This is a genomic window from Leifsonia sp. 21MFCrub1.1 (assembly GCF_900107895.1).
In the GTDB taxonomy this organism is placed as follows: domain Bacteria; phylum Actinomycetota; class Actinomycetes; order Actinomycetales; family Microbacteriaceae; genus Leifsonia; species Leifsonia soli.
On record NZ_LT629867.1, the window covers coordinates 101,911 to 123,625 of the forward strand.

14 protein-coding genes and 1 pseudogene are annotated in these 21,715 nt (G+C 70.4%); 12 read left to right on the forward strand and 3 right to left on the reverse strand.

All coding sequences use genetic code 11. The features are described 5' to 3' along the window. Positions 1-33: 33 nt before the first annotated feature. Positions 34-1,245, reverse strand: a complete 1,212-nt coding sequence (locus BLW09_RS00480) for an ROK family transcriptional regulator (RefSeq protein WP_089907145.1) — start codon at positions 1,243-1,245, stop codon at positions 34-36. 220 nt (positions 1,246-1,465) lie between these two features. Here BLW09_RS00480 and BLW09_RS00485 point away from each other — a divergent pair, with 220 nt between their 5' ends. The 12 genes and pseudogenes from BLW09_RS00485 to bsh all read left to right on the forward strand — a co-directional run bounded on the left by BLW09_RS00485 (position 1,466) and on the right by bsh (position 17,914). After that, complete coding sequence (locus BLW09_RS00485) at positions 1,466-2,809, forward strand: ABC transporter substrate-binding protein (RefSeq protein ID WP_089907147.1); 1,344 nt, start codon at positions 1,466-1,468, stop codon at positions 2,807-2,809. Beyond that, on the forward strand, positions 2,809-3,753 hold the full coding sequence (locus BLW09_RS00490; protein WP_197682041.1) for a carbohydrate ABC transporter permease: 945 nt from the start codon (positions 2,809-2,811) through the stop codon (positions 3,751-3,753). Before BLW09_RS00485 ends, BLW09_RS00490 begins: the two co-directional genes overlap by 1 nt. A 1-nt stretch (position 3,754) precedes the next feature. Then, a complete protein-coding gene (locus BLW09_RS00495) occupies positions 3,755-4,648 on the forward strand; it encodes a carbohydrate ABC transporter permease (protein ID WP_197682042.1) in 894 nt (297 codons plus the stop codon). Between the two features lie 8 nt (positions 4,649-4,656). Then, on the forward strand, positions 4,657-5,817 hold the full coding sequence (locus BLW09_RS00500) for a Gfo/Idh/MocA family protein (RefSeq protein ID WP_231946961.1): 1,161 nt from the start codon (positions 4,657-4,659) through the stop codon (positions 5,815-5,817). Next, positions 5,814-6,629, forward strand: a complete 816-nt coding sequence (locus BLW09_RS00505) for a ThuA domain-containing protein (protein ID WP_231946963.1) — start codon at positions 5,814-5,816, stop codon at positions 6,627-6,629. Before BLW09_RS00500 ends, BLW09_RS00505 begins: the two co-directional genes overlap by 4 nt. A gap of 59 nt (positions 6,630-6,688) precedes the next feature. Beyond that, positions 6,689-9,682 (forward strand): alpha-mannosidase, encoded by a 2,994-nt coding sequence (locus tag BLW09_RS00510; RefSeq protein ID WP_089916473.1) that lies wholly within the window; start codon positions 6,689-6,691, stop codon positions 9,680-9,682. Between the two features lie 106 nt (positions 9,683-9,788). Continuing rightward, a pseudogene (locus tag BLW09_RS19320) lies at positions 9,789-12,791 on the forward strand (sugar-binding domain-containing protein); the annotation flags it as partial. A gap of 35 nt (positions 12,792-12,826) precedes the next feature. Next, entirely contained in the window at positions 12,827-15,019 is a 2,193-nt protein-coding gene (locus BLW09_RS00520; protein ID WP_089907152.1) for an alpha-galactosidase, read from the forward strand. Between the two features lie 43 nt (positions 15,020-15,062). Then, positions 15,063-15,920, forward strand: coding sequence for an MBL fold metallo-hydrolase (locus BLW09_RS00525; RefSeq protein ID WP_089907154.1), 858 nt, complete (start codon positions 15,063-15,065; stop codon positions 15,918-15,920). Positions 15,921-15,930: 10 nt separating this feature from the next. Then, positions 15,931-16,440, forward strand: a complete 510-nt coding sequence (locus tag BLW09_RS00530) for a MarR family winged helix-turn-helix transcriptional regulator (RefSeq protein WP_197682043.1) — start codon at positions 15,931-15,933, stop codon at positions 16,438-16,440. Then, a complete protein-coding gene (locus BLW09_RS00535; RefSeq protein ID WP_089907156.1) occupies positions 16,431-16,835 on the forward strand; it encodes a carboxymuconolactone decarboxylase family protein in 405 nt (134 codons plus the stop codon). The genes BLW09_RS00530 and BLW09_RS00535 overlap by 10 nt, the downstream gene beginning before the upstream one ends. A 101-nt stretch (positions 16,836-16,936) precedes the next feature. Next, positions 16,937-17,914: a choloylglycine hydrolase gene (gene bsh / locus BLW09_RS00540; RefSeq protein WP_089907158.1), complete on the forward strand. Its 978-nt coding sequence runs from the start codon at positions 16,937-16,939 to the stop codon at positions 17,912-17,914. Between the two features lie 264 nt (positions 17,915-18,178). Here the strand turns inward: bsh and BLW09_RS00545 are convergent, their stop codons facing one another. After that, positions 18,179-18,367 (reverse strand): DUF1918 domain-containing protein, encoded by a 189-nt coding sequence (locus tag BLW09_RS00545; protein WP_089907160.1) that lies wholly within the window; start codon positions 18,365-18,367, stop codon positions 18,179-18,181. Positions 18,368-18,442: 75 nt separating this feature from the next. Next, positions 18,443-21,574 (reverse strand): HAD-IA family hydrolase, encoded by a 3,132-nt coding sequence (locus BLW09_RS00550; protein WP_157696862.1) that lies wholly within the window; start codon positions 21,572-21,574, stop codon positions 18,443-18,445. Between the last annotated feature and the right edge of the window lie 141 nt (positions 21,575-21,715).

The following is a 21,715-nucleotide window of genomic DNA, read 5'->3' on the forward strand; positions in this document are numbered from 1 at the left end:
CCCACCCTACTATGTCCTGACAAGAGAACATAGTCACTCCATGAGCAGGACGCTCGCGTGCGGCGCGAGGAAGTGGTCCATCACCAGCTCGGCCGCGCCCTGCGCCGCGATCTGCTCGCTGAGGGTGGAGCCGACGACGGCGAGGGAGTCGCGCGGGACGATGAGCTCGGCGCGCACGGCGTCCTCGAGGACCGGGAGGAACGCACCGCTCAGCCGCTTCCAGGTCGGTCCGCCGAGCACGACGCGCGGCACATCGAGGAAGTTCACCAGCACGCCGATCCCGACGGCGACCCGGCGGGCGGCACGCTCCAGGAGCTGGGACGCTGTCGCATCCCCGTTCGCCGCGAGTTCGGACAGCGTGGTGCACGCGTCGTCCAGCGCCAGGTAGTCGTGCAGATCCGGGAGCGGGAGGAGCCCCGCCTGGGCGGCCTGGATCACGAGGGCCTCCGGCACGCACGCCGCTGCGAGGCCTCCGCGCCGCCCGCCCCAGCCGAGGTCCTCGGCGGCCGGATCGACGAGGATGTCGCCGATCTCCCCGATGTTGTTGCTGTCCCCGCGGAGCACCTGCCCTCCGATGACGACGGCGGCGCCCACTCCCGAGCCCAGGTAGACGAAGAGGAAGTCGGAGCTGGCCGACGTGCGCAGCTCGGCCGTCGCCGCCGCCGTCACGTCCTTGTCGAGCAGCACGGGCATCCCCGTTGCGTCGTGCAGGTCGGCTCGCAGATGGACGTCGCGCCACGTCGGCAGCTGCGGCGGGCGGAGGACGACGCCGGTCTGCACGTCGAGCGGGCCGGGGACCGCGATGCCGAGCCCGAGGACCTTCTCGCGATCGACCCCGAACTCGCGGATGAGGCGCCCGGTACTGACGGCGATGAGGGAGGTCAGCTCGTGGGGGCTGGCGGTCTGCGGCATGCGCAGCTGCTGCCGGTGGCGCACCTGGCCCGCGACATCGACGAGGACGAGGGTGAGGAGCGCCGGGTCGACATGGACGCCGACCGAGAAGGCGCCGTCGGCGTTGACGGTCAGCGGGATGCTCGGCCGGCCGCGCACGACCTCGGTGGGCTCGCTCTCGCGGATCATGCCGGCATCGAGGAGGCGCCGCGCGATGTTCGAGACGGTCTGCGAGGCCAGGCCGGAGCTGCGCTGGAGGTCGGCCCTGCTGGTCCCCGGGTCCCGTCGGATCAGGTCGAGGATGACCGCCTGGTTGTAGTCGCCCAGGCGGGGGAGGTTGGTGCCCCGAAGCATGCCGTCCCCTCTCGTTCGGCCCCGGCCGGCGGCATCCGTTGCCGCACTCGCTGATTAGTCTATCGAGTAGAGTCATGCCGCAGGGCATCCACCGCATCGCGGAGACGTCGTGAACAAGCTTCTCTTGACGGTGTGCTCGTATATGTCCTAACATTCGGACCAAGGTTTGTCCCATCGAATAGGCAAAGTAGCCAACGGGGCAAGCAGGAGAGGCAACGCAATGAAGCGCACTCGCGTGATCGCCGCTCTCGCCGTCGCCATGGTGGCGGTCGGCGGGCTCAGCGCCTGCTCCCCGGGCGGCAGCACCAGCACCGGTGGCCCCGTGACGATCTCGGTCATGGAGTTCCAGCAGACCCGGATCGACTCGATCAAGAAACTGCTCCCCGGCTTCGAGGCCGCGATGAAGAAGCAGGGCAAGGACATCAAGGTCAAGCTGGTGGCCGATGTGCTGACGGACGACCAGTTCAAGACCAAGATCACCCAGCAGCTCATCGCGGGCCAGGCGCCCGACCTCATCGACCTGGGCGACAGCCTGGTGCCCGGCTTCGCCGGCGCCGGCTACCTCGCGCCGATCGACGACTATCTCGACAAGTGGGACGGCTGGAAGCACTACTACCCGCAGTTCAAGAAGGCGATGGTGCGTCAGGACGGACACATCTACGCCCTCGTGCACGACACCGGGGTGCAGAACCTCTTCTACCGCAAGGACATCCTCACCTCGCTCGGAATCGACACCAGCCAGCCCAAGACCTGGGACGACCTCATCGCGCGCCTCGAGCAGGTCAAGGAGAAGACGGGTGACACACCCATCGTTCTGCCGGCGGGCACGGCGTGGGGCGGCGGCGCCTGGAACGAGGGGTTCCAGCCGATCCTCGGCGGCACCGACAAGGACTACTACAGCCTGAAGACGGGCAAGTGGGACCTCAAGAGCAGCGGGTTCCCCGCCGTCTTCGACCTCTACAGCACGCTCTACAGCAAGGGGCTGCTGCCCGTGCAGGACCTGGAGAACCCCAACCCCTGGGAGCCGACCAAGTACGTCAAGTTCCCCGCGGGCAAGATCCAGGTCGCGGCGCAGGGCACCTGGGGCTGGAAGTACGACTGGGGCCCCGAGGGCGCCACGCCCATCCCGGACCTCACCACGAAGGTCGACACCTGGCAGTACCCGGCTCTCCGCAGCGGCGACAAGCCGTTCGGGTGGAGCGGCCTCGGCTTCGGCTACGCCACCCCGGCCAAGTCGCAGCACAAGGACGAGGCCATGCTGCTCGCCCAGTACCTCTCCAGCGGGACGCCGCTCGCGGATCAGCTGGTCGCCTCGGGCGCGGCCGCCCCGCGCGACGACCTCGCCGACGTCAAGCCGTACGCGGACGAGCCCAAGCTGCTGCAGGCGGGCAAGGACCTCGCATCCAGCGTGTACGTCCCGACGGGAGACGGATCCGACCAGATCGCCCAGGCGATCGCCACCTCGACCGAGCTCATCCTCAACGGCAAGGCCGACGGCAAGCAGGCCTACGAGGCGTTCGTCAAGGATGCCACCGACCTGCTCGGTCCGAACCTGGTGAAGTAGTGACCTCGTCCATCGACGCACCCGTCACGGCGGCGGCGACCCTCCGGTCGCCGTCGCCGCGGCGGCGCGGACGGCGCCGCTCCTGGCCGCTGCTGCTGATCCTGCTCGGCCCCGCGGTCGCCCTCATCCTGCTGTTCATCGTGGTGCCCGCCGGCTACGGGATCTACCTCAGCTTCACCAACACGCAGCTCACCGGCTTCGCCGCCCGCGACCCGAAGTTCGTCGGTCTGGACAACTACTCGTACCTGCTGACGAGCGCGGATTTCCTGTCGTCCCTGGGGCACACGGGCCAGTTCGTCCTGTACTCGGCGATCATCGGGCAGACGGTGCTCGGCATGGTGGCGGCCATCCTGCTCAGCCGTCCCTGGGTGCGCGGCAAGGGCATCTTCGGCGCAGCGATCCTGATGCCCATGGTGGTGCCGGAGGTCGTCGCGTCCCTCGCGTGGGCCAGCGTCCTCTCGAACGGCCGCGCGGGAACGCTCAACCAGCTGACCGGGCTCTTCGGCGCCGGGCCGACGGACTGGCTGCAGGTGGTGCCGATGGTGTCGATCATCACGGTCAACATCTGGCGGGGCATCGCCTTCGCGATGATCATGTTCCAGGCGGCACTCGAAGACGTCCCGGTCGAGCTCATCGAAGCGGCGAGGATCGACGGAGCGCGCGCACTGCAGGTCTTCCGGTACGTCACGCTGCCGCTCATCCGCGGGCCGGTCTTCCTCTACCTCCTGCTGACCACGATCAGCACGGTCGGCGTGTTCGGGCTCGTGTACTTCCTCACCCAGGGCGGTCCGGGCGGACAGACCCGCCTGGCCGCCATCTACATCTACGAGCGCGCGCTGCAGTTCTCGCAGGTCGGCATCGGCAGCGCCGCGTCGATGATCCTCCTGGCGATCGTGCTCGTCCTGGGAGTGGTCTACGTGCGGCTCGCGAAAGTCGAGGTATGACATGACGTCCCTGACCACTCGTCCCGCCCAGCCGCAGGCGGCCGAACCCGAGCGCCACATGCGGAAACGGCCCCTGACGCCGGTCGACCGCGTGCAGCGGGCCATCGGCTATGTGCTGCTCACCATCCTCGCCCTGTTCTGCCTCGTGCCGTTCGCCTGGGTGGTGCTGAGCTCCGTCGACGGGCACGCAGGGCCCAACGTCCAGCTGCCGGCGTGGACCTTCGAGAACTTCGTCCGGTTCTTCACCAACTCGGGCACCCCGCTGCTCCTCGTCAACAGCCTGATCATCGGGATCGGCGCGACCGCCCTGAACCTCGTCCTCGGCGTCGCGGGAGGGTATGCACTGGCGCGCTACAGCTTCCCGGGGCGTCGGACGTTCATGTACGGCATCCTGCTGATCCGGGTCATCCCGGCGCCGGCCACGATCGTGCCGCTCTACCTGATCATGGTGAACCTCAAGCTCACCGATACCCTCGTCGGGCTGATCCTGGTGGAGGCCGTGCTGCAGCTGCCGATCACCCTCTGGCTGCTGAAGGGGACGATCGGCGCCGTGCCGCTCGAGCTCGAAGAGGCGGCCTGGGTCGACGGGAACACCCGGTTCCGCGCCATCTGGCGAGTCGTCCTCCCGCTCATCGGCCCCGGCCTCGGCGCCGCCGCCATGCTGACCTTCATGAACGTCTGGGGCGACTTCCTCACCCCGCTCGTGATGCTGCAGAGTCAGGAGCTGTACCCGCTGTCGATCGGCCTGTTCCGGGCATTCAGCGAGCACAACCAGGTCGACTGGGGGCTGTTGGCCGCCAGCGCCATCGTGTACGTGGCTCCCCCCGCGATCCTCTACGTCTTCGTGCGCAAGCACCTGCTCCGTTCCAGCCTCGGCGGCGCGGTGAAAGGATGAGCACCTCCATGACTCCCTCCGCAGACGGTGCTCTCGTGGGCGATCGGCTGCCGGTCGTCGTCGTCGGAGCCGGCGCCATGGGCGGCGAGTGGATCCGGATGCTCGCCCGCTCCCCGTCGGCGCGGATCGCCGGCGTCGTGGACCTCGATGTCGATCTGGCCGCGTCGACCGTAGCGGCCGCAGGGCTCGACGGCGTCGCGGTCGGCGCCTCCGTCGTGGAGGTCGCCGAACGCGCGGGCGCCGCGGCATTGATCAACGTGACCGTGCCGCAGGCGCACAGGACCGTGAACGAGCAGGCGCTGCGCGCCGGACTCCCCGTGCTGTGCGAGAAGCCGTTGGCTCCGACGGTCGCCGAGGCGCTTCGCCAGGTCGCCCTCGCCGACATCACCGGCGAGCTGCTGATGGTGAGCCAGTCCCGGCGGTACTTCAACCATCTCGCGGCGTTCCGCCGCGCCGTGGCCGGCCTGGGGCCGCTGTCGACCGTGAACGCGCAGTTCTTCCACGCCGACCACGAGCCGGGTTTCCGCGAGCAGATGGCGCATCCGCTGCTCGTGGACATGTCCATCCATCATTTCGACCAGCTGCGCGCGCTGACGCCGGACGAGCCGATAGCCGTGCGCTGCAGTTCGTGGAACCCGCCGTGGAGCTGGTTCGCCGGGGACGCCGCGGCGTCCGCCGAGTTCGAACTCGCGTCCGGTGCGCGATTCGTCTATGCCGGAAGCCGCTGCACTCCGGGGCTGCAGACCTCCTGGAATGCCGATTGGCGGGTCTTCGGCGAGCGCGGCGCCGCATCGTGGGACGGCGACGATGTCGTGCGCGTCGAGGCCGACGCGAGCGACGTCGAGGTGCCGAACGGCCCGGAGGGCATCGATGGGTCGTTCGAAGAGTTCGTGACGGCGCTCCGCTCCGGCACGACTCCGCAGAACGAGGTGCGAGCGAACGTGCTCAGCCTGGCGATGGTCGAGGGCGCGATCCGCAGCAGCGAGCGCGGCGGCGAGCGTGTGGTGATCGCCGACCTCCTCGAGGAGTCGCTCGCGACCGCGCTCGCCGACGTGCGGAACGAGGACGTCGCCGCGCGGCTCGCGTCATGGACCAGCGCTGCCGACGGCATCGCAACACCGGCCTGGGGATCCGCTCCGGCCACGATCGCGTCAGGAGGCGCCCGTTGACCACCACCGAACCGATCCGCGTCGTCGTCTGGGGCGAGAACCGTCACGAACAGGTGAACCCCGTCGTGCGCGGCATCTACCCGGACGGCATGCACACCACCATCGCCGACGGGATCAGGGCTCTGCTGGGTGACGGCGTCACGGTGTCGACGCGCGTCCTCGACGAGCCGGAGCACGGCATGACCGAGGAGACGCTGGCGTCGACCGACGTGCTGCTGTGGTGGGGCCACACCGCACACGAGGAGGTGGACGACGAGGTCGTCGACCGCATCCACCGTCACGTCCTGGAGGGGATGGGCATCATCGTGCTCCACTCCGGGCACCACTCCAAGATCTTCCGCCGTCTCATGGGCACGACCTGCAGCCTGCGGTGGCGCAACGACGCCGACCGCGAGCTGGTGTGGACCGTCGCGCCGCGGCATCCCATCGCCGAGGGCGTGCCGCAGCCGATCATCATCCCGGGGCAGGAGATGTACGGAGAGTTCTTCGACATCCCGGAGCCCGACGAGCTGGTGTTCATCAGCAGCTTCTCCGGCGGCGAGGTCTTCCGCAGCGGAGTGACGTACCGCCGAGGCTATGGGCGGGTGTTCTACTTCAGCCCGGGCGACGAGGTGTTCCCGGTCTACCACCAGCCGGAGGTGCAGCGCGTGATCGCCAACGGGGTCCGGTGGGCGCGTCCCGAGAAGGCGCGCGAGCCCTATGTCGTCACGCCCATGTATCTGACGGGCGAGTTCGACCGCCCGGTGCTGCCGTCCCCCGACGGCCTCGTCGACTACTACACCCGCGAGCCGATCGCGTCGCGGGAGAGCTGAGCGTGACGGACGAGGTCAATCCGAACGGACGCTCGCGGCTCGACGCCGAGACCCTCGCGATGCAGCGCGTCCGCCGGTTCACCCGGTTCCGCCTTCAGCCCGCCGTGTACCGGGAGACGCGCCCGGTCGAGATCGCGATGTGGCAGGTCGGCGGCGAGCCGGTCCCGTTCGCGGAGGCGGCGAGCCGCACCTTCCATCCGTTCGCGGTGGGCACCGCGTGGGGCCGACCGTGGGACACCGTCTGGTTCGAGGTCCGGGGCGATGTGCCCGCCGAGTGGCCGGCGGGGGAGGCCGAGCTCGTCGTCGATCTGGGCTTCACCGGCGAACAGCCCGGCTTCCAGGCGGAGGCGACGGCCTACCGCCTCGACGGTTCGATCGTCAAGGCGATCGAACCGTTCAACGCCTGGGTGCCGCTTCCCGAGCCTGGTCCGTTCCGGCTCCTGCTCGAAGCGGCCGCCAACCCGATGATCCAGGTGCCGTACGAGTACGAGCCGACCCCGCTCGGCGACGCGGCCACCGCCGGTGACGCGCCCATCTACCGGCTGGTGCGGCTCGAGCTGGCCCGTCGTGACCCCGTCGTGTGGGAGCTACTGCAGGATGTCGTCACTCTCGATGGACTCGTCGACGTGCTGCCGCGGGACGGTGCGCGGCGCGCCAGGATCGTCGACGCGCTCGAGCGGATGGTCGACGCGATGGACCCGCACGACGTGCGGGGCACGGCGGCCGTCGGACGGGAGGCGCTGGCGGACGTGCTGGCCGCACCGGCGGCGTCCAGCGCTCTGCGGGTCCGGGCCGTCGGCCACGCACACATCGACTGCGCGTGGCTCTGGCCGACGCGGGAGACGGTCCGGAAGGTGGCCAGGACGTTCGCCAACGTCCTCGACCTCATCGAGCGCGACCCCGGCTTCGTCTTCGCCGCGTCCTCCGCGCAGCAGTACGCCTGGCTGCAGCAGAGCCAGCCGCAGCTGTTCGAGCGGGTGAGGGCCGCAGTCGCCGCGGGCAGGATCCACCCGGTCGGCGGCATGTGGGTGGAGTCCGACACCAACATGCCGGGCGGGGAGGCCCTGGTGCGCCAGTTCGTGATGGGCAAGAGGTTCTTCCTCGAGGAGTTCGGCGTGGAGAGCGACGAGGTGTGGCTCCCCGACTCCTTCGGGTACAGCGCCGCCCTCCCGCAGATCGCGAAGGCGGCGGGCGCCCGCTACTTCGTCACCCAGAAGCCGTCGTGGAACGAGACGAACCGCATCCCCTACTCCACCTTCCAGTGGGAGGGGATCGACGGGTCCCGTCTGTTCACGCACCTTCCGCCCGCCGACACCTACAACTCCGATCTGGGCGCTCCCGACCTCGCGCGGACGGAGCGGACGTTCAGCGAGAAGGGCCGTGCGCGCGAAGTGCTCGGCCTCTTCGGCTGGGGCGACGGCGGAGGCGGACCGACGCGCGAGATGCTCGCGCAGGCGGCGCGCAAGCGGGATCTGGAGGGCTCGCCCCGGGTGGAGCTCTCCGACCCGCATGCGTTCTTCGTCGCCGCGGAGGCGGAGCTCCCGGACCCGCCCGTGTGGGTCGGCGAGATGTACCTCGAGCTCCATCGCGGCACGCTCGTGTCTCAGCAGAAGACGAAGCGCGGCAACCGTCACAGCGAGGCGCTTCTGCGGCAGGCCGAACTCTGGGCTGCCACGGCGACCATCCTGCGCGGGACGCCATACCCGGCCGAAGCGCTCCGAGACGCCTGGCGCACGGCCCTGCTGCAGCAGTTCCACGACATCCTGCCGGGCAGCTCCATCGCCTGGGTCCACCAGGATGCGGAAGCGGCCTACGAGCGCGTCGCGGCCCGGCTGGGCGAGCTGATCGAGGAGGCGCTCACCGCGCTCGCCGGGGACGGCGCCGGCGACCCCGCCGCCCCGTCGGCGGCGAACGCGGGCCCGCTGCCGGTCCGCGGGGTGCCCGCGATGGGGATCGGCGTGCCGACGCCGCCGTCCGTCGCCGTCCCTCGGGCGCACGGCGACGGCTTCGTGCTGGAGGACGCCGGGCTGCGCGTCGAGATCGACTCGCGGGGAGTCCTCACCTCGATCCGCGACCTCGTCGCGGGCCGCGAGGTGCTGCCGCGCGGGATGTCCGGGGCGGTGCTCCAGCTGCTGCGCGACACCCCGCGGGAGTGGGATGCGTGGGACATCAACGAGGAGGACCAGCGCTCGGGCCGCGAGCTGCTCGACCCGGTCGACGTGCGCATCGACGGGGACGCGGTCGTCGTCCGGCACGAATTCGGGGAGTCCGCTCTCGCGCTGCAGGTCCGTCTCGTCGACGGCCGGGTGGATCTGGCGTTCGACGTCGACTGGCACGAGACCCAGAAGCTGCTCAAGGTCGCGTTCCCTCTCGATGTCCGCGCCGAGCGCGCGGCGTCCGAGATCCAGTTCGGCCACCTGCATCGCCCCATCCACCGCAACACGTCCTGGGATGCGGCCCGCTTCGAGACCGTCGCGCATCGCTGGATCCACGTCGGGGAGCCGGGGTGGGGCGTGGCGATCGCGAACGACGTCGTCTACGGGCATGACGTCCGCACCCTGGAGGGCCCGACGGGCCGGCCGATGGCGGTCGCGCGGCTGTCGCTGCTCCGCGCGCCCCTCTACCCCGACCCCGGCGCCGATCAGGGCAGGCACACGTTCACGGTGAGCCTGCGCCCTGGCGGCATCCCCGAAGCCATCGAAGACGGCTACCGGCAGAGCCTGCCCCTGCGCCCGGCCCGAGGCGGCACTGTCGAGCCGCTGGTCGCCGTCTCCGACCCGGCCGTCGTCGTCGAGGCCGTCAAACTGGCGGAGGACGGCGGCGGAGACCTGGTGGTCCGACTGTACGAGGCGCACGGCGACCGGTCCTCCGTTTCCCTGACCACCTCGATCGACTGGGAGTCGGTCGTCGCCGCCGACCTGCTGGAGCGCGCCATCGATTCCGAGGCCATCAGCGCGGTGTCGGCGCGTCGTGTCGAGCTCGCCCTGCATCCGTTCGAGATCCTGACCCTGAGATTCCGCGCGCCACGGGCCGCGGTGAAGGAGAACCCGTGACGACGACCGTCCACTATGTCGACGACATCGGCCCCGGCCGCGGCCGGCGCCGTGCGCCGCGCTCCTGGCTGCACACCGACGCCCCGACCCTGTCGCTCAGCGGCGACTGGCGCTTCCGCCTGCTCTCCGGTGTGCCCGGCGCGCTCGGAGCCCCGGATGTGCTGCCGGCCGGCGAGACGGAGGAGGGGTTCGCCGACCCGGCGTTCGACGACTCCGGCTGGGACGAGCTCCCCGTGCCCAGCCACTGGGTGCTCCACGGGAACGGGCGCTACGGCGCTCCGCAGTACACGAACGTGCAGCTGCCCTTCCCCCAGGACCCGCCGTTCTCTCCCGACGAGAACCCGACCGGCGATCATCGCCGGACGTTCCTGCTGCCCGCCGGGTGGATGGACCGGCGGTCGTACGCGGCCGTCGTCCTGCGTTTCGAGGGGGTCGAGTCCCGCTACCGCGTGTGGCTGAACGGTGACGAGATCGGTGTCGGCACCGGATCGCGCCTGGCGCAGGAGTTCGACGTGACCGAGGCGCTGCGCGAGGGCAGCAACACCATCGCCGTCCGGGTGCATCAGTGGTCCGCGTCGACGTACATCGAGGATCAGGACCAGTGGTGGCTGCCGGGCATCTTCCGCGAGGTCACGCTGCAGGCGCGCCCCGTGGCCGGAGTCGAGGACGTCTGGATCCGCGCCGAGTACGACCACAGGACGGGGGCGGGGACGCTCTCCACCGAGCTGGTGGCGGAGGCCGACGCCTTCCCGGTCCGTCTCAGCATCCCCGAGCTGGGTGTCGCCGCCGAGTGGGCGGACGCGTCCGCGGTCGCCCCGATCCGCATCGACGGGGTGGAGCCCTGGACCGCCGAGAGCCCGCGGCTCTATGACGCCACGGTGATCGGCGGGGACGGCGCCGAGACCATCCGGCTCCGTCTGGGCTTCCGCACGGTCGAGATCGTGGGGGACCGCTTCCTCGTCAACGGCCGGCGGGTCGTGTTCCACGGCATGAACCGGCACGAGACCCACCCCGACCTCGGTCGGGATTCGACGAGGACTTCGTCCGGCGCGACCTCGAGCTGATGAAGCGGCACAACGTGAACGCAATCCGCACCTCGCACTATCCGCCCCATCCGCGGGTCCTCGACCTCGCCGACGAGCTCGGGTTCTGGGTGATGCTCGAGTGCGACATCGAGACCCACGCCTTCCATCACGGCGGCAGCCAGTTCGAGGGCGGCACCGACGAATGGATGGGCAACCCCAGCGAGGATCCCGGCTGGCGGGCGACCTACCTCGACCGCATGGAACGGACGGTGGAGCGCGACAAGAACCACCCGAGCATCGTGATGTGGTCCCTCGGCAACGAGTCGGGGACGGGCGCGAACCTGGCAGCGATGGCCGAGTGGGTCCATTCGCGCGACCCCGGGCGGCCGGTCCACTACGAAGGCGACCACGCCGGGGACTACACCGACGTCTACTCGCGCATGTACGCCTCCATCGCCGAGGTCACGAGCATCGGCAGCGATTCGACGGCGCTGCTGCTGAACGCATCCGGGGCGCAATCGGCCCGTCAGCGGACCAAGCCCTTCCTGCTGTGCGAGTACGTGCACGCGATGGGGAACGGTCCGGGCGGCATCGACCTCTACGAGGGCCTCGTCGACCGCTACCCGCGGCTTCACGGCGGCTTCGTCTGGGAGTGGCGCGATCACGGCATCCGCACCCGCACGCCCGATGGGGTGGAGTTCTTCGGGTACGGGGGCGACTTCGGCGGCGGCGGAGTGCACGACGGGCACTTCTGCATGGACGGTATGGTCCTGTCCGACGGCACTCCGACACCGGGGCTGGTGGAGTTCGCCGCCGTCACCGCGCCGATCCGCTTCGCCATCCGCGTGGACGGGGAGACCGTCACCGTCCGTGTCGGCAACCGGCGTCACTCGTCCGGCACCGGCGATCTGACCTTCCCGTGGCGGCTGGAGCTCGACGGCGAGGCCGTGGCGGCCGGCGTCGTGGACGTGGAGGGAGACGAGCCCGGCGGCGTGCGCGCCGGTGAGACCGGCGTCGCGGAGATCGCGATCGACGGCCGCCACCTGCAGGCCGCGGGCGAACTGTGGTTCACGATCACGGCGGCGCTCGCGCACGAGACGCCGTGGGCGCCGGAAGGGCACGTGATCGCCGCCGCGCAGGCCGCGGTTCCGTCGAGCCGTTCCGAGAGGCCGGGCGCCTCCCGGCGCGCCGGGCGCGGGCAGACGCAGGACCCGGCCGGTCGCTGCACTCTCGGCCCGGCCGAGTTCGCGGACGGGCGGCTGGTCGCACTCGGCGGGCGGCCGGTCGCCGGCCCCCGGCTGCAGCTCTGGCGTGCCCCCACGGACAACGACGCCGGATCGCACATGGGCAGCTACGACGTCAGCGACCCGATGGAGGGGCGCGGCCTCGGCATCCCCGGGCCGTCCTATGCGTCGATCTGGCGGGACGCCGGGCTCGACCGGCTCACCCCTCGTGTCGTCGGGCTCGAGAGGACCGCGAGCACACTCTCCCGCCGGACACGCTGGGCTGCCGCGGACAGCCGCGAGTCGGTCATCCTCGAGGAGTCGTGGGAGAGCGACGGCGATCAGGTGCTGCTGACGCTCCAGCTGATCCCGAGCTCCCGCTGGTCGGCCGTCTGGCCCCGGGCCGGAGTCCGGTTCGACCTGCCCGCCGACGTGGATGAGGTGGACTGGTTCGGCACGGGCCCGGGGGAGTCGTACCCCGACTCGCGGCGTGGCGTGCTCGTCGGCCGGTACCGGGAGGGCATCGACCGATTGACCGTCCCGTATGCGTGGCCTCAGGAGAGCGGCCACCGCAGCGACATGCGTCGTCTCGACCTCCTGACCGGCGGCCGGCCCTGGCTCAGGGTGACCGCCGACCCGGATGCGCGCGGACGCCGACCGGGCTTCACGCTCGCACGGCACACCGCCGAGGAGGTCGGTGCCGCGGCGCATCAGCACGAGCTGCCGGCCCCGCGCGCCGGCTACCTCTACCTCGACGCAGCCCAGAACGGCCTCGGCTCCCGGGCCTGCGGACCGGACGTGTGGCCGGATGCGCTGCTGCGCCCCGAGACGCGTTCGATCGCCCTGCGCTTCGCCGCCCGCTGAGCGGGCACCCGCATCCCGACGATGGAGTACATGTGACGACCACAGCCCTGCCCGCCGATGTGTTCCTCCACCTCACGGCGGGAGGGGTGAGCGTGGTGCTCGACGCCACGGCGGGCCGCCTTCCCGCGGTCGTGCACTGGGGTGCATCGCTGGAAGCGCAGACCGCTGACAGCGTCGACGCGCTGACCGTCGCCGCCGAAGAACCCGCGGCGGGCAACGTGGTCGACCAGGCCGTCCGGGTCGCCCTCCTGCCCGAGCACCACGCCGGCTGGGAGGGACGGCCCGGTGTCGTCGGCCACCGCGGCGGTGCGGACTGGTCGCTGCTGTTCACGGTCGCGTCCATCGACGTCGAGGCGGAGGGCGGTCTCCGGCAGGACGGGCGCCTGGTCGAGACGGGACCGGCCGCTGTGACGTTCCGCGCTCGCGACGAGATCGGAGGCGTCGACCTCGCCCTGGAGGTCGAACTGCTGGCCGGCGGGCTCGTGCGCACCCGCGCCGCGGTCACGAACGTCGGGAGCGGCGTCTACGAGGTGTCGGAGCTGAACGTCGCGCTTCCGCTTCCGACGCGCGCCAGGGAGATCCTCGACTTCGCCGGTCGCTGGAGCAAGGAGCGCATCCCGCAGCGGCGGGAGCTGGTCGTCGGGAGCCACCTCCGCGAGGGCCGGAAGGGACGTACCGGGCCGGACGCCGCGACCGTGCTGAGCGTCGGGGTTCCCGGGTTCGGGTTCCGGCAGGGCGAGGTGTGGGGCGTGCACGTCGCGTTCAGCGGCAATCATCGCCACTACGCCGAGCGGTTGTCCACGGGGGCGCAGGTGGTCGGAGGAGGAGAGCTGCTCCTGGCGGGCGAGATCCTGCTCGGTGAGGGGCAGAGCTATCTCGGGCCCTGGGTCTACGCGTCCTACGGCGACGGGCTGGACGACCAGGCGCACCGGTTCCACCGCTACCTCCGCGCGCGGCCCACGCACCCTCGGCGTCCGCGACCGGTGACCCTCAACGTGTGGGAGGCCGTCTACTTCGACCACGACCTGGACCGGCTGATCGTGCTTGCCGACCGGGCGGCCGCCGTCGGCGTCGAACGCTTCGTGCTCGACGACGGCTGGTTCGCGGGACGCCGCGACGACACACGCGGCCTCGGCGACTGGACGGTCGACCGAGACGTCTGGCCGGACGGGCTCGGACCGCTGATCGACCACGTCCGCGGGCTCGGGATGGAGTTCGGCCTCTGGTTCGAGCCCGAGATGGTCAGCGAGGACAGCGAGCTGGCTCGCGCGCATCCCGATTGGATCATGCAGACCGGCGGCCGCCTGCCGCTCCGCTCGCGCCATCAGCAGGTGCTCGATCTCGGCATCGCGGCGGCGTACGAGCACATCCTCGAACGCATGTCGGCGATCCTCGCCGAGTACGACATCGCCTACATCAAGTGGGACCACAACCGCGACCTCATCGACGCCGGGACCCCTCCGACCGGCAGAGCCGGCGTGCACGAGCAGACCCTCGCCGCGTACCGGCTGATGGACGCGCTGAAGGCCAGGTTCCCCGGGCTGGAGATCGAATCCTGCTCCTCAGGCGGGGCGCGCGTCGACCTCGGAGTGCTGGAACGCACCGACCGCGTCTGGGTCAGCGACTGCGTCGACCCGCTCGAACGCCAGCAGATGAACCGCTGGACCATGCAGCTGCTGCCGCCCGAGCTCCTCGGGTCGCACGTGGGCTCGCCGGTCAATCACACGACCGGCCGCGACCTCGCGCTCTCGTTCCGGGCCGGCACCGCCGTCTTCGGGCACTTCGGGATCGAGTGGGATCTCGCACGGGCGACGGACGCCGACCTGGACGACCTGACCGAGTGGGTGGACTTCCACATCCGCCATCGCGAGCTCCTCCACGGTGGCGACCTGGTCCGGGCCGACCAGGTCGACCCCGCCTTCCAGGTGTACGGATCCGTCGCGCCGGACGGCTCGGAGGCGCTGTTCTTCCTCGCCTTCCTGGGCCGGCCGAACGAATCCCCGCACGGCCGCTTCACACTGCCGGGCCTCGACGGGGACGCTCCCTACCGCGTCAGGCCCGTGACGGTCGGGGCCGCCGACCCCGGACGCACCGATCCGCGGTGGTACGGAGACGGCACGGGGACCGTCCTGACCGGCCGGGTTCTCGCAACCGCCGGCCTTCAGCTGCCCCTGTCGCTTCCCGAGCGCGTGGTCGTGCTGCACGCCTCCCGTATCGCCGGATGAAAATAGTATGGACTCGGATGATCCGAGTTGATACTATTGCTGCATGCCCACAACCGAACCGACTCCCTGGGTCGACCCTCTCCCGGCCGCGACCCCTCCCGCCGGTATGGCGATCTACCGACTGCCGACCGGCACCTATGTGACCCGCGCCGCGCTCGCCGTCACGGGCGGAGCGTGGCGGGACAAGAGGCACTTCGCGGCGACCTCGGTCCTCGTCCGGCACCCGCGTGGCGACCTGCTGATCGACGCGGGCTTCGGCGCCCGGGTGGCCGACCACGTCCGGATGCTCAACAGGATGGAGCGCGCGCCCTTCACCCTGGGGCGGACCGTCGCACAGCAGCTGGACGACTCCGGGTACGACCGTTCGCGGCTCCTCGGGGTGCTGCTGACGCATGTCCACTGGGACCATGTCAGCGGCCTCGACTCCCTGCGCGTGCCGGTCTGGATCAACCCGGAGGAAGCGCGGTATGCCGCCACCGATGCACACGGCGCCGTCTACCGCGCGGTCTCGGCCGGGCTCCCCATCCATGAGTATGCGCTGGACGGGCCCGAGTACCTGGGTTTCTCCCGGAGTCTGGACATCCACGGAGACGGGTCGGTCGTGGTCGCCCTGGCCGGCGGGCACACCTCCGGTTCCGTTGTGGTGTTCGTCACCCTGCCCGACGGGCAGCGCTACGGCTTCATCGGCGATCTCACCTGGCAGCTCGACGGCGTCACCCGCGGGCTGGAGCGGCCGTGGCTGCTGCGCCGCATGGCCGATGTCGACGCGGACGCGGTGCGCAGCGGTCTGCGTCGGAGCAGTGCGCTCAGCAGTGTGATGCGGATCGTGCCCTCCCACGATCTGGCCGCCTACGAATCCATCCCTCCGCTGCCGGCGCGATTCGCCCCTGCCGATGCGTGAGAATGTGGCCATGAGCACGAACCAGGCGACGGGGTCGAGCGGCGGGCACACGACGAGCTCCCCCGGGAGCGTCACGCTCGGGCCCGGTCCCGATTCGGAGCTCACCTGGCTCCTCCATCGGGCGGCGCAGCGGATGCACGCGGCGGTCGGAGCCGCAGCGGCACGCCACGGTGCCACGCTGCGGGACCACATCGTGCTCAGCGCGCTCGACAAGACGCAGGGCCTCACCCAGATCGAGCTCGGTCAGGCCCTGGGAGTCGACAAGACGACCCTGGTCGCCGAACTCGACCGCCTCGAGAAGGCCGGCCTCATCGGCCGAGCCGTGGACTCCCGCGATCGACGCGCTCGCATCCCCTTCCTCACCCCGGCCGGAGACCGGCTCCGTGCTGAGATCGCCGCCGACGCCACCGCCGCAGAGCATGCCGCCGTCGACGTCGTCGACCCCGCATTGCTCGGGCCGCTCAAAGAGGTCCTCTACGCCATCATCGGCTCGACGGAGGATCCCGGATCATGCATCTGAACGACCCCCTCGACCAGCGCGTGGCGGCCGGGCGGGCGGTCTATGCCAGAAACCTCGGCGTCACTCCGGACGAGGCCCAGAGCATGCTCTCCGACCGCGCCGGCGAGCAGTACGCGAACGAGGCGTTCCTGGCGGCGGGAGGGCCCGGATGGAACGGGACCGACCTCACGGACCGCGACCGCACCATCGCCGTCATCGCCGCACTCGTCGGTCAGCACGTCACCGATCAGCGGCTCACCACCTACCTGAACGGAGCGCGCAGCGCCGGCGTCACGGAACAGGGACTGGCCGAGCTGATGGTGCTGCTCACCGCCTACCTCGGGCAGCCCGCTCCATCGGCCGCGATGGCCGCGATCCGCGCAACCGCCGAACAGGACCCCCACCGGTCGGCGTGAGCTGCGCCGGTCGACCCCCCTGGTGCCGGCGCGCTCGGGCTGCTAGACCGTCCCGGAGGAGAGCACGAGACAACCCGACTCACCGATGGGGGAAACACATCATGTGCACAGGAGTCAGCTACACCACCAAGGATCACTACTTCGGAAGGAATCTGGACCTCGAGTTCTCGTACCACGAGACGGTTGCGGTCACACCCCGGAACTTCCCGTTCGAGTTCCGGAAGACCGAAGCGTTGCCCCGTCACCACGCCATCGTCGGCATCGCGACGATCTCGGACGGCTATCCGTTGTACTACGACGCGGTCAACGAACGAGGTCTCGGTATGGCCGGCCTCAACTTCCCGGAGAACGCGGACTACAAGCCCGAGGCCGCCGGCACGACGAACGTCACCCCGTTCGAGTTCATCCCGTGGGTGCTCGGACGGTTCGAGACGGTCGATCAGGTGGTGGCCGCCCTGAACGACGTCACCCTCGTCGACATCTCCTTCAGCGAAGAATTCCCGCTGTCACCCTTGCACTGGATCATCGCCGACAAGAACCGGTCGATCACGGTCGAGAGCGTGAAGGAGGGCCTGCGGGTGTACGACAACCCCTTCGGCGTTCTCACCAACAACCCGACGTTCGACATCCAGACGTTCCGGCTCAACGACTACATGCACCTGTCGACCTACCCGCCGGAGAACCACTTCTCGAAGGACATCGCGTTCGACACCTACAGCCGGGGAATGGGCGCCATCGGTCTCCCGGGAGACCTGTCTTCGGCTTCTCGCTTCGCCAAGGCCGTGTTCACCCGGATGAACTCCGTCGCCGGGGATTCGGAGTCGGAGTCCATCAGCCAGTTCTTCCACATCCTCGGATCGGTGGCGCAGCAGCGCGGGTGCGTGCACGTCGGCGGCGACGACAAGTACGAGATCACGATCTACTCGTCCTGCTGCAACACCGACACCGGGGTCTACTACTACACGACCTACGAGAACAGCCAGATCACCGGTGTCGACATGCACAAGGAGGATCTGGACTCCAGCGAGGTGGTCGACTATCCCCTGGTGAAGGGGCAGCGGATCAGCATGCAGAACTGAGCGGACGCGCGGCGAGCGCTCACGAGCGAGCGCTCACGAGCGAGCGCTCACCAGAAAAGGCTCGTGGCACGGAACCCCCGTTGCGTGCCACGAGCCGGTCACCGCGGCGTCTTCGTCCGTCCCGTCTCGCTTGCGGTCCGGGGCGCTCACCGGTGACGCTCGATCCCTGCGATCGGTGTTCGGTTTCGTGCACACGATAGATCCGACCGGCACCTGCGTGAGTGCTGGATCTGCCGGGTGATCGGGGCGACGGCTTCCGCCGGGCTAGCCCCGCTGCTCGACGTGCGCGTCCGAGCCCGGGAAGACGATCGTCGTCCGGCCGTCGTCCTCCCACTTCACGACGTACGGCGGCGCGCCGTCCTCGCCGTGGACCTCCTCGATGTAGCCGACCCTCGGTGGCTCGTCGAGGTGGTTCGACGCGATCACCAGGAAGTCTCCCGTCTTCGCCTTCATCGCCGCGCCTCCACTCCTGTCCGAATGGCCCGACCCTAATCGCAGACGGGCGCGTCGACCCGGGCCGAAAGTCCCTCAGAGCTCGAATGTGCGGGTCTCGCCGGTGTGCAGCAGGGCGGGCTCGCCCTCGACGACGATGTGGATGGGGTCCGCGTAGCCGTCGGCCGAGACGATGCCGAGGGACTCGTGCGTGATCGAGACCGAGAGCCGGTGCGCGCGGTAGCTGATCGTGAACTCCAGGCGGTCGATCTCGGCGGGCAGCAGGGGATGGAACCACAGCATGTCCGCGCGGGTCTCGATCCCGGTGTAGCAGCGGGTGAGCAGGTCGACCGATCCCGCCATCGCCGCGAGGTGGATCCCGTACCGGGTGGTGCCGCCCTGGATGTCCGCGATGTCGCTCTGCAGGGCGCGCTCGAGGAACGCCCAGGACCGCTCGCGGTCGCGCCGTGCCTCGAGCCAGGAGTGGACGACGTTCGAGAGGGTCGAACCGTAGGTGGACGAGCGGGAGTACCGCTCGACGGTGCGGACGACCGCGTCGGCGCTGAGCGGGTACCCCATGTGCCCGAGCAGTTCGCGGAGCTCCTCGGCCGAGAGCAGGTACAGCAGCATGAGCGAGTCCGGCTGCTTGGAGACCTGGTAGCGGTTCGTCGAGTCCCCTTCGGCGTCCAGCACCAGGTCGAGCCGCCCCTCGGTCGGATAGCGGGAGCGGTAGCGGTCGAGGTCGATCGGCTCGAGCGCGTCGTACCCGTCGAACTGGGAGAGCGTGCCGTCGGCGTTGAAGACGATCCGCAGGTTCTTCGCAATGTGGGCCCAGCGGTCGAGTTCGTCGGACGTGATCCCGAGTGCCTGGTACGGGCCGCGATCGGGTCGCGAGGAGAGCAGACGTGCGGTGTCGGCGGCCCGCAGCAGGACCCACGCGGTCATCACGTTCGTGTAGACGTTGTCCGTCACCCCGTGGCCGGGGGCGCCGGGAGGGCCGTCGTGGAACTCGTCCGGTCCCATCACCCCGCGGATGGAGTAGCGGCCCGTGCTCTGATCCCAGTCGGCGAGCGACGCGAAGAAGCGGGCGACGCCGACGATCAGCTCGGCTCCCTCTTCGGCGAGGTACTCGGTGTCGCCCGTCGTCTCGTAGAACTCCCATGCGCTGTAGGCGATCCCGAGGCCGACGTGCCGTTGCAGGTGCGAGTGGTCGGCCATCCAACGACCCGTCAGGGGGTTGAACAGGCGGTCCGGGGTCACGTCCGCCCCGGTCGTGGCGCTCTGCCACGGGAACATCGCGCCGTCACGGGCCGCCTCGGCAGCGGCGTGCTCGGCCTCGGGGAGGCGGCGGTGGCGGTAGCCGAGCAGGGTGCGGCTGATGTCGGGCCGGCGCAGCGTGAGCACCGGGTAGACGAAGAGCTCGTCCCAGAACACACGCCCGCCGTACCCCTCGCCGTGCAGCCCCCGCGCGGGAACGCCGACATCGAGCTCCGTGGTCACTCCGGCCAGCGTCTGCAGCAGGTGGAAGGTGTTCACGTTCACGGCGAGGCCGAGGTCGGCTGCCGGTTCGACCGAGGTCGAGAAGTACGGCCAGAGGGCCTCCCACCGCTGGGCGTGGTCGGCGAGGAGGTCCGCGAATCGCGGTGCCCGTGCCAGGCGGGTCGTGGCGGAGTGCGAGGGGGAGAGGATCGCCCGGTCGCGCGACGTGGCGACCGCGACGATCTTCTCGATGACGACCGGCCGGCCCTGTTCGAGGTCGATGGTGAACTCGTGGGAGGCGGCGGCGTCCTTCGTCGCGAACTCCCGCTCGGGCGCCAGCGTCGCGTCACCGTGGTGGACGCGGGTGCGCTCGGCGACGGAGATGTGGACGTGGGAGACGAGGGTCTCCACCTCGACGAGGATCGCGTCGGGCGACAGCTCCCTGCTCTCCCTGATGGCGACATGCCTGCGCGGGCCGGGTCCGCTCCCGGGGGTCGCGGTGTCCGTGATCGTGTTGAGCGTCCCCGCGTCGATCCCGGTGCGGATCGTCAGAGGCCCTGACCAGTCGACGGCGACGACCGTGGCCTGGAGGGCGCTCATCCTCGGGTCGGCCTGCGAGACGATCCGGCGGAAGCGGACCCTGGTCTCGCGCCCCGAGCGGTCGTGATACGTGAGCGTGCGACGCAGCACCGCCTGGCGCAGATCGAGCTCCTGCCGGAAGGCGATGAGGTCCTCGCCGTCGAGGGTGAGCCATCCGCCGTCCGCCGGCCGGAGCGCGAGGGGCAGCCAGTCGGGTGCGTTCACGATCTCGTCGCCGGTCGACGGACCGTCGACGACGGCGTCGTAGACCCCTGCGAAGTAGGTTCCGGGCGAGCGGCCCGCCCAGGAGGCGCCGTCCTCGGCGGCGGCGCGGGTTCCCCAGTACCCGTTCGCGAGAGCGCAGATGCTCTCGCGCGTCGGCTCCGCCTCCGGGTCGAAGCCGTCGAACCCGAGCACCCACGGATCGGGTGCGCCCGTCACGAAGATCTCGCCCGATGGTCCGATCTCGAGCGCGTCCAGGCCGGGAACGACGACGTCGGCATCGGCGCGTCGCAGCGCCGCGGCGCGTCGAGGGTCCGGGGCGATCCCCATCACGAGTCCGAATCCGGCGGCCGCCGCCGCCTCGATGCCCGCCTCCGAGTCCTCCACGAGCATCGCGTGGGCCGGGGCGACTCCGAGTCGTCGGCAGGCCTCCACGAAGAGGGCGGGGTCCGGCTTCGACGGCAGGGAGAGATCTGCGGCGACGGCGCCGTCGACGACGGCGTCGAACAGCGGCAGGATCCCCGTGCTCTCGAGGACGAGACCGACGTTCCTGCTGGCGGTCGCGAGGGCGAGCCGGACACCGGCGGAGTGGAGCGCGCGGATCACCCTCGATGCGCCGGGGAGCGTCGTCGTGCCGTGCGCCGCGATGAGCTGCTCGAAGATGTGCTGCTTGCGCTCCGCCAGCCGGGAGACGAGTTCCGGAGTGATCGCCGACTCCGGAATCCGGCGGCTGGCGAGGAAGGCGCGGATCCCGCTCTCGCGGCTCCTGCCGTCGACCGAGCGCTCGTAGTCCCCGGTCGTGAAGGCCGGCGCCTCCGCCGAGATGGCACCGAGTTCCTCGTCGAACAGCTGGGTCCAGGCACGCAGATGGAAGGCCCGGGTGTCCGTCACCACCCCGTCCATGTCGAGGACCACCGCTGCAGCAGGGGTCCGCGGAAGCGGTTCCACGCGCCGTCTCCTCTCGACGGGGGAACGCTAGCGGACGGTTGCGACGGGATCAGAGTCGAAGGTCCCCCGGAGGCCGGCACGGGGACCCTGCCGATGGCGCTGACGCGAAAGATCACCCCAACCGGGTGAAGCCGAAAAATC